This is a genomic window from Stenotrophomonas sp. CASM114 (assembly GCF_049384325.1).
Taxonomy (GTDB): domain Bacteria; phylum Pseudomonadota; class Gammaproteobacteria; order Xanthomonadales; family Xanthomonadaceae; genus Stenotrophomonas; species Stenotrophomonas muris.
Map to the genome: position 1 here is coordinate 1 of NZ_JBMRGJ010000005.1, position 14393 is coordinate 14393.

Below are 14393 nucleotides of genomic sequence, written 5' to 3' on the forward strand. Positions count from 1 at the left end.
CCAGCGAGCCCCCAGGGACGGGTTCACGGCGTGTCCCGCGGGCCCCCCCCGCCCCGCCCAGCTAGCAGCAATCCAGAGCCGCTCTGGACGTTGATGTTGCTGTCGCCGTTGCCGTTGCCTGCCGCAGGCAGCGCCCGCGGCCGCCGCCGCAAAGGAAACCCCTTAAATCTTCTTCGCCAGCGACTCAGCCAGGCCGGTGTAGCTGCCCGGGGTCATCTCCAGCAGGCGCTGCTTCGCATCCGCCGGCAGCTCCAGCCCCTGCACGAACGCACGCATCGACTCGGCGGTGATGCCCTGGCCGCGGGTCAGCGCCTTCAGCTGCTCGTACGGGTTCGGCAGGCCGTGGCGGCGCATCACCGTCTGCACGGCCTCGGCCAGCACTTCCCAGGCCGCGTCCAGATCGGCGTCCAGGCGCTGCGGGTTCACTTCCAGCTTGCCCAGGCCCTTGGCCAGCGAATCCAGTGCCACCTGGCTGTGGCCGAATGCGGTGCCCAGCGCACGCAGCACGGTGGAATCGGTCAGGTCACGCTGCCAGCGGCTGATCGGCAGCTTCGCGCTGAAGTGCTCGAACAGCGCGTTGGCGATGCCGAAGTTGCCTTCCGCATTCTCGAAGTCGATCGGGTTGACCTTGTGCGGCATCGTCGACGAGCCGACTTCGCCTTCCTTCAGGCGCTGCTTGAAGTAGCCCAGCGATACGTAACCCCAGATGTCACGGGCCAGGTCGATCAGGATGATGTTGGCACGGCGTGCGGCATCGCCGATCTCGGCGATGTTGTCGTGCGGCTCGATCTGCGTGGTGTACGGGTTGAACACCAGGCCCAGGCCGGTCACGAAGCGCTCGGCGAAGGCTGGCCAGTCCACGTCTGGGTAGCTGGCGATGTGGGCGTTGTAGTTGCCCACCGCGCCGTTGATCTTGCCGGTCAGTTCGACCGCGGCAATCTGCCGGCGCTGGCGCTCAAGGCGCGCGACCACGTTGGCCAGTTCCTTGCCCAGGGTGGTCGGCGAGGCGGTCTGGCCGTGGGTGCGCGACAGCATCGGCTGGCCAGCCTCGGCGTGGGCCAGGGTGCGCAGGGTGCTGGCGATGCCGTCCAGGGTCGGCAACAGCACCTCGCGGCGCGCCTGTTCCAGCATCAGGCCGTAGCTGAGGTTGTTGATGTCTTCGCTGGTGCAGGCGAAATGCACGAATTCCAGCGCCGGCGCCAGCTCGGCGTCGTCCTTCAGCTGTTCCTTGATGAAGTACTCCACCGCCTTGACGTCATGGTTGGTGGTGCGCTCGATCTCCTTCACGCGCGCGGCCTGGGCCGGGCTGAAGCTGGCGGCCAGCGCGCGCAGGCGGGCGATGGCAGCGTCGGAGAACGGGGCCAGTTCGACGATGCCCGGCTCGGCGGCCAGGGCCAGCAGCCATTCCACCTCGACCGTGATGCGGGCCTTGATCAGGCCGTACTCGGAGAAGATCGGGCGCAGGGCGTCGACCTTGCCGGCATAGCGGCCATCGAGCGGGGACAGGGCGAGCAGGGCGGAATCGGACATGTCGGCAGGGCTGGGACGAGCGGCGGGGCCGATATTCTACGACGTGCCGGTCAGGTAGTGCCGGCCGCTGGCCGGCAACCACGCCCGGCCCACGCCGCCATGGCTTGCCGGCCAGCGGCCGGCACTACCCTTGCGCACGCACAACGGCCCTGCGGACGGAACGATCTGGCCCGTCCTCGTCATCCCACGCTGCGGGCAAGGGAGTATCGTTGGCGCAGCCGCCAGCCCGGGAAGCGACACCCTGCCAGCCGCCGCTTCCCTTTCCCCAACTGAAGTAGTGCGGAGTTGATGCAATGAGCAGAGCTGCAAGCAAGGGTTTCAGAATCGAACACGACAGCATGGGCGAGCTGCAGGTGCCTGCCGACGCCCTGTGGGGCGCGCAGACCCAGCGTGCCGTGCAGAATTTCCCGGTGTCGGGCCAGCGCATGCCGCGCGGTTTCATCCGTGCCCTGGGCCTGGTCAAGGGCGCTGCCGCCGGCGTCAACGCCGAGCTGGGCCATCTGCCCAAGAGCGTGGCCAAGGCCATCCAGACCGCTGCCGCCGAAGTGGCCGCCGGCACCTGGGACGCGCAGTTCCCGATCGACGTCTACCAGACCGGTTCTGGCACGTCCTCGAACATGAATGCCAACGAGGTCATCGCCACCCTGGCCAACCGTGCCGGCAAGGCGGGCAAGACCGCGGTGCACCCCAATGACCACGTCAACCAGGGGCAGAGCTCCAATGACGTGATCCCGACCGCGTTGCGCGTATCGGCGGTACTGGCGGCACATGAGCAACTGCTGCCGGCGCTGGTGCACCTGCGCAAGACCCTCGACAAGAAGGGCCGCAGCCTGCGCAAGGTGGTCAAGACCGGCCGCACGCACCTGATGGATGCGATGCCGCTGACCTTCGAGCAGGAGTTCGGCGCATGGTCGGCACAGCTGGCCTCGGCACAGGAACGCATCGAAGACAGCCTCAAGCGTGTGCGCCGGCTGCCGCTGGGCGGCACCGCCATCGGTACCGGCATCAATGCCGACCCGCGCTTCGGCGCGCAGGTGGCCAAGGCGTTGAAGCAGCAGACCGGGTTCAAGTTCGACAGCGCCGAGAACAAGTTCGAGGGCCTGGCCGCGCAGGATGACGCGGTGGAACTGTCGGGCCAGCTCAATGCACTGGCGGTGGCGCTGATCAAGATCGCCAACGATCTTCGCTGGATGAACGCCGGTCCGCTGGCCGGGCTGGGCGAGATCGAACTGCCGGCGCTGCAGCCGGGCAGCTCGATCATGCCGGGCAAGGTCAACCCGGTGATTCCGGAAGCGACGGTGATGGCCTGCGCGCAGGTGATCGGCCACCACACCGCGATCACCGTGGCCGGGCAGACCGGCAACTTCCAGCTCAATGTCACCCTGCCGCTGATCGCGGTGAACCTGCTGGATGGCATTGGCCTGCTGGCCAATGTGTCGCGCCTGCTGGCCGACAGCGCGATTGCCGGGCTGAAGGTGCGTGAGGATCGCGTTGCCGAAGCATTGGCGCGCAACCCGATCCTGGTCACCGCGCTGAACCCGATCATCGGCTACGAGAAGGCGGCGGCGATTGCCAAGCGTGCCTACAAGGAGCAGCGTCCGGTGCTGGATGTCGCGCTGGAGGACAGCGGCCTGGATGAAGCCGAGCTGCGCCGCCTGCTGGACCCGGCCGCACTGACTGCCGGTGGCATCCACGCGGGGGACGGTGGCGGCGGCGGTTGATCTGCCGGTCGTAGGGCCGAGCCCATGCTCGGCTGCTTCCTGGACCTGGGCCGAGCATGGGCTCGGTTCTACAAGAGGAAACGCCGCCCAGGGGCGGCGTTTTTTCAGCGACGGTCGGCGACGATGTTGCCGAAGGTGTCGGTGTAGTCCTTGAACTCGGGGATGCGCTGGACCAGGTCGGCCGGGATCACTTCCATGCCTTCCGGCGGCTGGATCTTCACCGGCTGCATGTTGGGATCGGCCGGGGCGGCGACCAGGGTGTTCTGGCGCAGCACCTGCAGCTTGCCGAACATGGTCTGCAGCATCTGCTTCTGTGCCTCGTCCAGCGGAATCTGGATCTCGTCCACCTTCATCGAACCATCGCCGAGGATGATGATGTTCGGCGCCGGCGGGCGACGCACAGTGACCATGCCTTCGCTGACGGAGATCTTTGGTTTGCCGCGCTCGGCGCGGTGGTTGCGGTAATCCTTGTCACAGCCGACCAGGCCCAGGCAGAGCAGGGCGGCCAGCAGCAGGAACAACTTCTTCATGGCATTCGGTTCGGGGGCCTCCGGGGCCGCCATTGTAAGCCGGCCGGCGCACGACGGCCGGCAGCGGGGCGCCGCTGCCGGCCGGGTGCGCTGATCTGTCACAGGCCTAGCGCTTGACCACGGTGTCCTTGCCGCAGTCGTCGACGTCACTCTGGTCCATCGTTGCGTAGGGCTTGAACGCCGGCAGCTCGCGCGCCAGTGCCTGCTGGCTGGCCAGCATCGCCGGCAAGCGGTTGCAGATGCGCTTGGCCTGGGCTTCGATCTTCTCCGCCTCGGCATTGATCCGCTTCTCGATGCCTTCGCTGTCGCCGCTGAAGATGCCCTTCAGTGCCTCTCCGGCGGCGCTGGCGCCGAGCTTGGCGCCGGCCAGGCCGACATCCATGCCGTCCATCGCAATGGCGACGACGTGGCCGCGGTACTCCAGCAACCGCTGGCGCTGGGCCTCGTTGGCCGGCACGTCCTTGCCGTCGATCAGCAGGTGGCCATCCGGCGTGATCTCCGCACGCGGCTGCTTGTCGGCGGAGATGTTGATGTTGCCCTGGGTGATGTCCTTGCGGGCATCAACCATGGCCTCCTTGACGGTCTGGCCGACGCCGCTGGTGGCTTCGGCGACGCTTTTGCCGACGGTCTTGTCGGGCGTGGAAGAAGTGCCGCCGCAGGCGATCAGCGGCAGGCACAGCAGGGTGGCAGGCAGCAGGCGCAGCAGGTTCATGGCAACTCCCTCGAATTGGTCCGGTGGCGGTTACTTGTTGCGGGGCAGGGTGACCGTGCCGCCGACGTTGCGGTGGCCGACATCGCCGCTGCCGCTGTGGTCGACGGTCAGGCTGCCGCGCACGCCGTCGACCTGGATGTCGCCCGAACCATGGCTGCGCACGTGCACGTTGCCGCCGATGTCGGACAGATCGACATCGCCCGAGCCGACCACGCCGACCTCGACGTTGCCTTGCACGCGCTTGAACCCGATGTCGCCGGAACCGACCGTGTCCAGCCGGGCGTTGCCGCGGACATCGCTGATCTTCAGGTCACCGGAGCCGACGGTGCCGGTGACCGCATCGCCGCCGATGTTGCGCGCCTTGACGTCGCCGGAGCCGAGCGACAGCAGGTTCAGCGAGCCGCCACCGTCGATGTCCAGGTCACCCGAACCCACCGCTGCGTGGATGCTGCCGCGGGTGCCGCGAACGATCGCGTCGCCCGAGCCGACGTCCACGCTCAGCGACTGGGCGTTGTCCATGCTGGCATCGCCGGAGCCGACCTTGAGCTGCAGGGGCAGGTTGTCGGGCACGCTGCCACGGATGTCCAGCCAGGCATAGCTGTTGCCCAGGCTGATGCCGCTGTGGCGGCCGTCGCGGCGCAGGCTGACGACCAGCTTGTCGCCTTCCCTGCGCTGCTCCAGTACCAGCTGGTCCAGCCATTCCTGGCTGGAGGCGCAGGCGCGGCCATCGAGCTGGCCACCTCCCTTGCTGGCGACGACCTTCAGGTCATGCTGGTTCACCTCCAGCACCACCGCCTTGGCGCCGGACACATCCAGCTTCAGCGTGCGGGCGGCGGTGAACTTGCAGTTCGGAGCATCGGCGGCCAGCGCCGACAGAGGCAACAGCAACAACGCAGAACAGGCGAGCAGGGAACGCATGGGTGGTGCCTCCGGGTGGATGGAATCAGATCTCGCCGGCGCGCTTGCGCAGGCGGATGGCGAGGACGATGAACACGACACCGACGGCGGCACCGATCCATAGTTCCGGCATCGCCAGCGACTTCAGCTGCGAGGCCGGGGACATCAGGCTGACCACCGATTCGAGATCGCGACGCGTGCCTTCCTCGGCGCTGAGGCGATACACCAGGTCGGTGCCCGGCACGCCACCCAGCAGCAGGCGGCCAACGATGTTCTGCCAGAACCAGCCGGTGGTCAGGCCGATCAACGGCATCACCTTGGTGGTGCTGACAATGACGCCGGCGAACAGCGGCAGCATCACCGCCCACAGGAACGGTTTGGTGCGGGCCCAGGCCGAGCACAGCAGCAGCCAGCCGGCGGTGGGCAGGGCCCACAGGGCGTAGACCGGAATCCAGGCCAGGTGACCGGCGGCCAGGGTCAACGGGCTGGCCGGGCCCCAGATCAGGGTCATCGGGCTGCCACCGTGCATCAGCGCGACGATGCTGATCACCAGCATGAAGCCGAACATGGTGATGATGCCGGCGATCACCGCGATCAGCGGGGCCACGACCAGTGCGCTGATCACCTTGGACAGCACGGTCTGGGTGTCCGACAGCGGCAGCGACTTCCAGAACAGGATGCTGCGGTCGCGACGGTCGTCGTACAGGGCGCCCAGGCAGTAGAAGAACACCACGAAGGCCAGCACCAGGAACGGCCAGGCCGAGCTGAGCACCAGGGTCAGGTCGAGGCCGTTGCCGAGGTCGGCCAGGTCCTTGGCGCTGATGTCGCGGGTCAGCAGGGCCAGGTCCAGGCCGTTGATGTTCACGCTCTCGCCGTCGACATGCAGTGCGCCGTTGCGTGCTGCACGGTTCAGTGCAAACAGGCCGAAGGCGATGCCGACGGTGCTCATCACCAGCGAGATCAGGCCGGCGATCAGCGGCGCATACAGGAAACCGCCACGGTTCTCCCAGTACTCGCGCTTGAGCAGCCAGCGCAGGGTGCCCATCGGGCTGACGGGGTGGTTGACGGCAGTCATGCGTAGGTCCCCTTCATGATGGCGACGAACAGATCGGCCAGGCCCGGGCTGCGGGTCTCGCCAAGGGTGGAGAGCTGGGTGCGCGGCACACCGTCGAACAGCATTACGGTCTTGCCGAACGTCAGGCTGCGCTCGTCGATCGGCTTCAGCGCACGCGCGGTCTCCAGCTGGTCGGCGTTGACCAGAAGCTCGGTGTAGCGCTGGCCGACATCGTCCATTTCTGCATCGAGCACGATGCGACCATCACGGATGAACATGACGTCGCTGAGGATGTGCTCGATCTCCTCCACCTGGTGGGTGGTGACGATGATGGTCTTCTGTTCGTCGAAATAATCTTCCAGCAGGCGCTGGTAGAACTCCTTGCGGTACAGGATGTCCAGGCCCAGGGTGGGCTCGTCCAGCACCAGGATGCGCGCATCGATGGCCATCACCAGCGCCAGGTGCAGCTGCACGATCATGCCCTTGGACAGTTCGCGCACGCGCTGCTTCGGCTGCAGCTTGGTGTTGGCCAGGAAACGCTCGCAGCGGGCACGGTCGAAGCGCGGATGGACACCGGCGACGAAATCGATCGCTTCACGGACCTTCAGCCAGCGCGGCAGCACGGCGACGTCGGCAATGAAGCAGATGTCGTTCATCAGCGCGTCGCGGTGCTGCCGCGGGTCGCGGCCGAGCACGCTCAACTCACCTTCCACCGAGGTCAGGCCGAGGATGGCCTTCAGCGCGGTGGTCTTGCCGGCGCCGTTGGGCCCGATCAGGCCGACGATGCGCCCGCTCGGAATGCTGAAGCTGGCATTGTCGAGGGCCACGGTGGTCTTGTAGGCCTTGCGCAGGCCTCGGGCGGTGATGACCGGTTCACTTGCAGTGCTATTCATCAGACTTTCCCCTGGGGCAGCAATTCGTCGAGGCTCAGGCCCAGGCGCTGGATGCGCTCCAGCACCGCCGGCCATTCTTCATTGAGAAAGCGCTCGCGCTCGCTGCTGCGCAGCTGCGTGGCCGCCTGCTCGGTCATGAACATGCCCAGGCCGCGGCGCTTCTCGACCAGGCCTTCATCGGCCAGTTCCTGGTAAGCGCGCGAAACGGTGATGGGGTTGAGCTGGTAGTCGGCGGCCACCTGGCGCACCGAAGGCAGGGCATCGCCCGGCTTGAGGATTCCGTCGAGCATCATGGCGATCACGCGCTCCTTCAACTGACGGTAGATGGGAGCGCCGTCGCTCCACTGGATGTCGCTCATATTCAGCTCCGTGGGGTCAGCGGCTGTGCGAACGAGAAATACGGCATGGACAGGGAGCTGTGCAGCCGACGCGGGGGAGGGGGGGAGGAATCGGCGTTCCCGGCCGGCGAAACGGATGCATCCTGCGCACTGTCGGCGGAGGCGGGGGCGGTTGGCATGGCCAGCCAGGCCAGCACGATCAGGGTCGAAACGGCAGCGGCCGCGGGTGCGGTGAGGTTGCGACGGATCCGGGCGTTCATGGCTCCCCCTGTCTCAGGTGACTGGTGTTGTATGCAACTATAACACCGGCACGCCTACGTGTAACCCCTTGCCGTGCCCAACTGATGGCAGGGGTGGTCAAGCCGCTGAAATATCCCCTTATCCCCTTGATTGAAAAGGGAAATGGAATTGTCGCGCGGGGCGATCACGCCCTGCCTTCCATTCAGCGTTGTCCATGCTATGTCATCCCTGCGCCGTTGAGGGTGGGTCCTCCCGGGAAAGGCCACGCCACGCAAAGCCGCCGGCACCCGCCGCAACAAGGGGCAACGGAGCCCGGTGCTATAGTTCGGCCGATTCCCGGCCGCTATCGGCCGGCCCTGTGAATGGCTACCGCGGACTGCTCTCGATGCCCCTGCCGACCGTTGTCCCGCGCCGACTGCGCGGCCTGTCCCTGTTGACCCTGCTGGTGGCCGGCCTGGCCGGTTCCGCCCATGTGCTGGCGGCCGATCTGCTGGACCTGGACTATCGCCCGCTGGCCAGCAAGCAGCAGGTCAACCTGCAGCAGCGCTACCACGGGCAGGTGCTGCTGGTGGTCAATACCGCAAGCAAGTGCGGCTATACCCCCCAGTACGAAGGCCTGGAGGCGCTGCAGAAGCGTTATGCCGGCCGCGGCTTTGCCGTGCTGGGTTTCCCGTCCAACGATTTCAAGGGCCAGGAACCGGGTGACGAGAAGCAGATCCAGGATTTCTGCACGCTTACCTATGGCGTCAAGTTCCCGATGTTCGAGAAGGTGCACGTCGTCGGTGCGGAGGCCACGCCGCTGTACCAGCGGTTGACCGCAGCCACCGGCGTGGCGCCGGGCTGGAACTTCCACAAATATCTGGTCGGCCGCGATGGCAAGGTCATCGCCCAGTTCGCCAGCAAGGTGACGCCGGACGATCCACAGCTGACCGCCGCCATCGACAAGGCGCTGGCCGTCGCTCCTACGCATTGATATCCGGCACGGATGCCTCGACATCGACGGCATGCGTGCGACAATGCTTCTTTTCGCGCCGACGTCGGCGCCCAGACACTTCCAGGAATGCAGCGAATGAAGATGGGAATGCGCGGCGCCGCGGCGTCGGTTCTGATTCTGGCGATGGGCACTTCGGGTGTCGCTCTGTCGCAACAACCGGCTGCCCCCGCAGCCGCCAAGGAGACCGCAACCTTGAATTCCCCCAAGCAGAAGCTCGGCTACGCCATCGGCCTGGACGTCGCCAAGTCGTTCACCCCGATCGCCGATGAGATCGATGTGGCCGCGCTGCGCACCGCCGTGGAACGTTCGTTCGAAGGCCTGCAGCCGCAGATCACCCAGGAACAGGCCAAGGCCACCGATGCCGCACTGCGCCAGGTCGTGATGGCCCGCAGCGGGCAGCAGGTGCCGGGCATGGCGCCGGGTTCGCAGCCGCCGAAGGTCGACCGCGTCAAGGTGTCGCAGATGATCGGTTCCTACTCGGTCGGCCCGTCGCTGGCACAGCTGAAGGACGACATCGATGTCGCCTCGCTGTTTGACGCGATCAGCACCGGCCTGAGCAAGGGTCAGCCGAAGATGACGGAAGCTGACGCGACCGCCACCATCCAGGCGTTCATGGGCAGCAAGCAGGCCGAAATGCAGGCCAAGGCCGCCGCTGCCGCGCAGACCAACCGCGAGGAAGGCAATGCGTTCCTGGCCAAGAACAAGACCCAGCCGGGCGTGGTAACCACCCCGTCGGGCCTGCAGTACCAGGTCATCCGCCCGGGCAGCGGCGAGCGTCCGCTGCCGAGCAGCAAGGTGCGCGTGAACTACGAAGGCAAGCTGCTCAACGGCACCGTGTTCGACAGCTCCTATGGTCGTCAGCCGGCCGAGTTCGGCCTGGACCAGGTGATCAAGGGCTGGACCGAAGGCGTCGCGCTGATGCCGGTCGGTTCGAAGTACCGCTTCTGGATCCCGGGCGAGCTCGCCTACGGTGAGAACGGCACCCCGGGTGGCCCGATCGGCCCGAACGCGACTCTGACGTTCGACGTCGAGCTGCTGGGCGTCCTGCCGTAAGCGACCACGGAGCCAGCACGGACATGCGCGTTGCGATTTTCGGTACCGGTTACGTAGGGCTGGTGACCGGTACCTGCCTGGCCGATGTCGGCCACCAGGTGGTCTGCGTCGATATCGACCAGGCCAAGGTCGATGGCCTCAACCAGGGCATCATCCCGATCTATGAGCCGGGCCTGGAACCGATGGTGAAGGCCAATCACGCCGCGTCGCGGCTGACGTTCACCACCGATGCCGCAGCCGCGATCGGCCACGGCCAGGTCGTGTTCATCGCTGTCGGCACGCCGCCGGACGAGGATGGCAGCGCTGATCTGCAGTACGTGCTGGCCGTGGCCCGCACCATCGGCCAGCACATGAGCGTGCCGACCGTGGTGGTCAACAAGTCGACGGTGCCGGTGGGCACCGCCGACAAGGTCCGTGCCGCCATTGCCGCAGAGCTGGCGGCACGTGGCGCCGACATCGCCTTCGACGTGGTGTCCAACCCGGAATTCCTGAAGGAAGGCGACGCCGTTGCCGACTGCATGCGTCCGGATCGCATCATCATCGGTGCGACCAGCGCCGAGTCGGTGGCGGTGATGCGGCGCCTGTATGCACCGTTCAACCGCAACCACGACCGCGTGGTGGAAATGGACGTGCGCTCGGCCGAGCTGACCAAGTACGCCGCCAACGCGATGCTGGCGACCAAGATCTCGTTCATGAACGAAATCGCCAACATCGCCGAACGTGTCGGCGCCGATGTGGAGCAGGTCCGCCAGGGCATCGGCTCGGATCCGCGCATCGGCTGGCATTTCATCTACCCGGGCGCCGGCTATGGTGGCTCGTGCTTCCCCAAGGATGTGCAGGCGCTGGCCCGCACCGCGCAGCAGGCCGGCCTGGAGCCTAAACTGCTGAACGCCGTGGAAGCGGTCAACGATGCGCAGAAGGGCCATCTGTTCGCCCTGGTCCAGCGCCATTACGACAAGGGCGAGGACGAAGGCGTGCGTGGCAAGACCTTTGCCGTGTGGGGCCTGGCGTTCAAGCCAAACACCGACGACATGCGCGAAGCCTCCAGCCGACGCCTGCTGGCGCAACTGTGGGAAGGCGGTGCGACGGTGCGTGCCTACGATCCGGAAGCGATGCATGAGGCGCAGCGCATCTTCGGTGAACGCGATGACCTGGTGTTCTGCAGCAATGCCAACGAGGCGCTGCAGGGCGCCGATGCACTGGTCGTGGTGACCGAGTGGAAGCAGTTCCGCAGCCCCGATTTCCAGACGCTGCGCGAGCAGTTGAAGGACGCGGTGGTGTTCGACGGCCGCAACCTGTACGAGCCGGCGGACGTGGAAGCAGCGGGCCTGGCGTATTACGGCATTGGCCGGGGGCGCTCGCTGCATGTCTGATCTGCTGCCAACCGAACGCGAGCAGGCGCTGGAAGCGCGCCTGGTCGAACTGGAAATGCGCGTGTCCTTCCAGGAACAGGCGCTGGCCGAACTGAGCGATGCGCTGGCCGATGCCCGCATGCAGGGCATGCGCAACGCCGACGTGCTGCGTGTGCTGCTGGAAGATCTGGGCAAGGTCCGCAACGCGCTGAATTCTTCCGATCCGGCGAGCGAACCGCCGCCGCCGCACTACTGATCCGAATCCTATGAGCGATACCCTCCGCGACCAGCTGATGGGCCTGGGCTTCAAGCCTGCGCCCAAGCCAGAGCGCAAGAATGATGGCCCCCGCCGTGACGGCCGCCCGCAGGGCAAGGGTGGCAACGGCAATGGAAAGCCGCAGGGCGCTGGCAAGGGCGAGCACAAGCCCGGCCAGCGTCGTGGTCCTGGCCATGGCGGCCCGGGCAAGCCCGGCCAGTCGCGTGGCCCGGGCCAGCAGGGCCCGCGCAAGCCGCGCAGCGCAGAAGAGATGGACCTGGCCAAGGCCTACGCCATCCGCGCGCAGAAGGAAAAGGAAGAGCGCATCGAAACCGAGCGCCTGAAGCAGGAAGAGGCGCGTGTGCGCCGCGAGGCCAAGGCCAAGCTGGAAGAACTGCTGAAGGACAAGGGCCTGAATGCCGAAGCGGCGGACATTGCCCGCCACTTCCCCTACGGCGGCAAGATCAAGCGCATCTATGTAACCGCCGAACAGCTGACCGCGCTCAACGCCGGTGAGCTGGGTGTGGTCCAGCTCAATGGCCGCTACCTGCTGGTGACCGCCGAGGTGCTGGCGCAGTGCGAGGCGGTGTTCGCCGCATCGGTGGCGCTGAAGGTCGATCCGAATGCGCCGGCCGAGGAAGATCCGTACGCGGACCCGCAGTACCAGGTGCCGGACGACCTGGTCTGGTAAACGCGTGACCGCCGCGGGCGCGCTGCCGTCGCGGCCGTGGGGGAAGGGATGACCGCTGATCCAAGCCGTGGCTACGTGCCGCACATTGACGGCCTGCGCGCGATCGCTGTGCTGGCCGTCATCGTGTTTCACCTGGACCCGGCCTGGTTGCCAGGCGGGTTCACCGGCGTGGATGTGTTCTTCGTCATCTCCGGTTTCGTGGTCAGCGCGTCGGTACACCGGCTGCCGCCGCTGTCGCTGGGGCAGTCGATGCTGCGCTTCTATGCGCGCCGCATCCGTCGCATCGCGCCGGCGCTGTTGACTTGCCTGTTGCTGACTGCCGTGGCAAGCGTGCTGTTCATTCCCGAGTCCTGGCTCAGCGAAGCCAGTGACAGGACCGGACTGATGGCGTTCTTCGGCTTCAGCAACTGGGTGCTGGCAGCGATCGGCAACGACTATTTCGCGCCCAGGGCCGAATTCAATCCCTACACCCATACCTGGTCGCTGGGCGTGGAAGAGCAGTTCTACCTGCTGTTCCCGCTGCTGTTCCTGGCTTGGGCGCGCGGTGCACGCGGGCGCTGGATCAGCCTGGGCCTGTTCGGCCTGGTCAGCATGGCGTCGCTGCTGCATGCGGCGGTGCTGGGTCTGCGCGAGGCGCCGCCATCGTGGGCGTTCTATGCCACCAGCACCCGCCTCTGGCAACTGGGGGTGGGCGTGCTGCTGTTCCAGCTGCTGCATGTGCGCGAATCGCTGGACCCGGCAACCGGCCAGGCACTGAAGCGCGCCGCGCCGGTGTTCTCCCTGCTGGCCATGGTGGCGCTGGGCCTGCTGGGGTGGGCGTTGTGGTCCGCGCGTGCCGGGCGGTCACCGTGGCCTGACGGCGTGCTGCCGGCCTTCGCCACCGCGGGCCTGCTGTGGGCGCTGCATCATCATCCGCAGGCATGGGTGGCGCGCCTGTTGGCCAGCGCCCCGATGCGCCGTATCGGCCAGCTGTCGTACTCGCTGTACCTGTGGCACTGGCCGGTGTTCGTGCTGATGCGCTGGACCGTGGGCTTGCAGACACCCTTGCAGATGACCGCCGCGATGGCGTTGGTGCTGCTGCTGTCATGGCTGTCGTGGCGCTGGGTGGAACAGCCGTTCCGCGGCACGTTGGCGCAGCGCCTGCGTCCCGGGCGTTGGGTGCTGGCCGGCGCGGTCGTACTGCTGTGCGCCGCCGGCATCCAGACAGTGCTCTACCTGCAGGCGCCGCGGCTGTCGTTGAGTACGGTCAGCCGGCATCCGGCCGATTGGTACCCCAATGGCAAGAGCGTGGCCGGTGACTATCCCGAGTGCGCACTGGTGGTCGCCAAGCATCGTTTCGAAGGCGGTAGTGCGCGCACCTTTGCGCGTGGAGACTGCGACCGCCCGCTACCGGTTGGCGCGCCGAAGCGGGTGTTCGTTGCTGGTGATTCGCATGCGATGGCCTACATCGAACTGCTGCAGCGACTGGCCCTGGAAACCGGCTCGGCGGTCTCCCTCTATGGCCGCGGCGGATGCCCGCAGGTGAGCCTGCAGAAGTGGCGCGGTGCCGGTGCCGGTTGCGCTGATTTCGACGCCGCGGTGTTCGCCGATATCGCGCGGCGTGCGCAGCCGGGGGATGCCGTGGTGCTGGTGTCGTTGCGCGTGCCACGCCTTTCCGATCAGTTCGTGCTGTTCGATGCGCAGGCGCAGCTGGCGGGCGAACTGACGGCAGAGGCCGCGGCAGGACGCGACGCCGAAGTGGCCGAGGCGGTCGCGCAGTGGAGACCCCTGGCCGAGCGTGGCGTGCGCATCGTGCTGGAGGCGCCCAAGCCAGTGCTGCCAGCGCCTCCTTATCGCTGCTCGGACCGCTTCAATGCCCGCAACGAGGTCTGCCGCAACGGCCTGGACAGCACGCGCGTCGCGATGGAAACGTTGCGGGCACCCATGCTGGGCAGCCTGCAGCAGGTGGTCGATGGACTGCCAGGTGGCGTGCTGTGGGACCCGATGCCGGTGCTGTGCGACGACGCGTTATGTCCAGCCCAGCGCGATGGGCGGCCGCTGTTCTTCGATGGCGATCATCTCAGTGCGCATGGCAATCGGGTGCTGCTGCCCTCGCTGCAACAGGTTCTGTTGCAGCGCTGAGCCGGGCAGGG

15 protein-coding genes are annotated in these 14393 nt (G+C 66.8%); 7 read left to right on the forward strand and 8 right to left on the reverse strand.

Annotation, left to right across the window (positions count from 1 at the left end):
* Positions 1-162 precede the first annotated feature (162 nt).
* Entirely contained in the window at positions 163-1530 is a 1368-nt protein-coding gene (gene purB / locus VG566_RS07125) for an adenylosuccinate lyase (protein WP_014647697.1), read from the reverse strand.
* A gap of 293 nt (positions 1531-1823) precedes the next feature.
* On the opposite strand from purB, the gene VG566_RS07130 reads away from it, so the two are divergent.
* Positions 1824-3251, forward strand: coding sequence for a class II fumarate hydratase (locus tag VG566_RS07130; RefSeq protein WP_423172625.1), 1428 nt, complete (start codon positions 1824-1826; stop codon positions 3249-3251).
* 104 nt (positions 3252-3355) lie between these two features.
* Here the strand turns inward: VG566_RS07130 and VG566_RS07135 are convergent, their stop codons facing one another.
* From VG566_RS07135 to VG566_RS07165, 7 genes are all read right to left on the reverse strand, one after another.
* The gene (locus VG566_RS07135; protein ID WP_014647695.1) at positions 3356-3781 is read right to left on the reverse strand and encodes a hypothetical protein; all 426 of its coding nucleotides are present in this window, start codon (positions 3779-3781) and stop codon (positions 3356-3358) included.
* A gap of 106 nt (positions 3782-3887) precedes the next feature.
* Positions 3888-4493, reverse strand: coding sequence for a hypothetical protein (locus VG566_RS07140; RefSeq protein WP_049408554.1), 606 nt, complete (start codon positions 4491-4493; stop codon positions 3888-3890).
* A 30-nt stretch (positions 4494-4523) separates the two neighbouring features.
* A complete protein-coding gene (locus tag VG566_RS07145; RefSeq protein ID WP_049408555.1) occupies positions 4524-5411 on the reverse strand; it encodes a DUF2807 domain-containing protein in 888 nt (295 codons plus the stop codon).
* Positions 5412-5436: 25 nt separating this feature from the next.
* On the reverse strand, positions 5437-6465 hold the full coding sequence (locus tag VG566_RS07150; protein ID WP_046431579.1) for an ABC-2 transporter permease: 1029 nt from the start codon (positions 6463-6465) through the stop codon (positions 5437-5439).
* Positions 6462-7337 carry an ABC transporter ATP-binding protein gene (locus VG566_RS07155; RefSeq protein ID WP_014647691.1) on the reverse strand — a complete coding sequence of 292 codons (876 nt, stop codon included), beginning with the start codon at positions 7335-7337 and terminating at the stop codon, positions 6462-6464. Before VG566_RS07155 ends, VG566_RS07150 begins: the two co-directional genes overlap by 4 nt.
* Complete coding sequence (locus VG566_RS07160; RefSeq protein ID WP_005410261.1) at positions 7337-7696, reverse strand: GntR family transcriptional regulator; 360 nt, start codon at positions 7694-7696, stop codon at positions 7337-7339. Before VG566_RS07160 ends, VG566_RS07155 begins: the two co-directional genes overlap by 1 nt.
* 2 nt (positions 7697-7698) lie before the next feature.
* The gene (locus VG566_RS07165) at positions 7699-7935 is read right to left on the reverse strand and encodes a hypothetical protein (RefSeq protein ID WP_049408559.1); all 237 of its coding nucleotides are present in this window, start codon (positions 7933-7935) and stop codon (positions 7699-7701) included.
* A 365-nt stretch (positions 7936-8300) separates the two neighbouring features.
* On the opposite strand from VG566_RS07165, the gene VG566_RS07170 reads away from it, so the two are divergent.
* From VG566_RS07170 to VG566_RS07195, 6 genes are all read left to right on the forward strand, one after another.
* Positions 8301-8888 (forward strand): glutathione peroxidase, encoded by a 588-nt coding sequence (locus tag VG566_RS07170; RefSeq protein WP_014647689.1) that lies wholly within the window; start codon positions 8301-8303, stop codon positions 8886-8888.
* A 96-nt stretch (positions 8889-8984) separates the two neighbouring features.
* Positions 8985-9962: an FKBP-type peptidyl-prolyl cis-trans isomerase N-terminal domain-containing protein gene (locus VG566_RS07175; protein ID WP_032962085.1), complete on the forward strand. Its 978-nt coding sequence runs from the start codon at positions 8985-8987 to the stop codon at positions 9960-9962.
* A 23-nt stretch (positions 9963-9985) separates the two neighbouring features.
* Positions 9986-11335 carry a UDP-glucose dehydrogenase family protein gene (locus tag VG566_RS07180; RefSeq protein ID WP_032962083.1) on the forward strand — a complete coding sequence of 450 codons (1350 nt, stop codon included), beginning with the start codon at positions 9986-9988 and terminating at the stop codon, positions 11333-11335.
* A complete protein-coding gene (locus VG566_RS07185; protein WP_005410256.1) occupies positions 11328-11570 on the forward strand; it encodes a SlyX family protein in 243 nt (80 codons plus the stop codon). Before VG566_RS07180 ends, VG566_RS07185 begins: the two co-directional genes overlap by 8 nt.
* Positions 11571-11580: 10 nt before the next feature.
* Entirely contained in the window at positions 11581-12261 is a 681-nt protein-coding gene (locus VG566_RS07190; protein WP_049408561.1) for a DUF2058 domain-containing protein, read from the forward strand.
* A gap of 48 nt (positions 12262-12309) precedes the next feature.
* Positions 12310-14382 carry an acyltransferase family protein gene (locus tag VG566_RS07195; protein ID WP_197557337.1) on the forward strand — a complete coding sequence of 691 codons (2073 nt, stop codon included), beginning with the start codon at positions 12310-12312 and terminating at the stop codon, positions 14380-14382.
* Positions 14383-14393 lie beyond the last annotated feature (11 nt).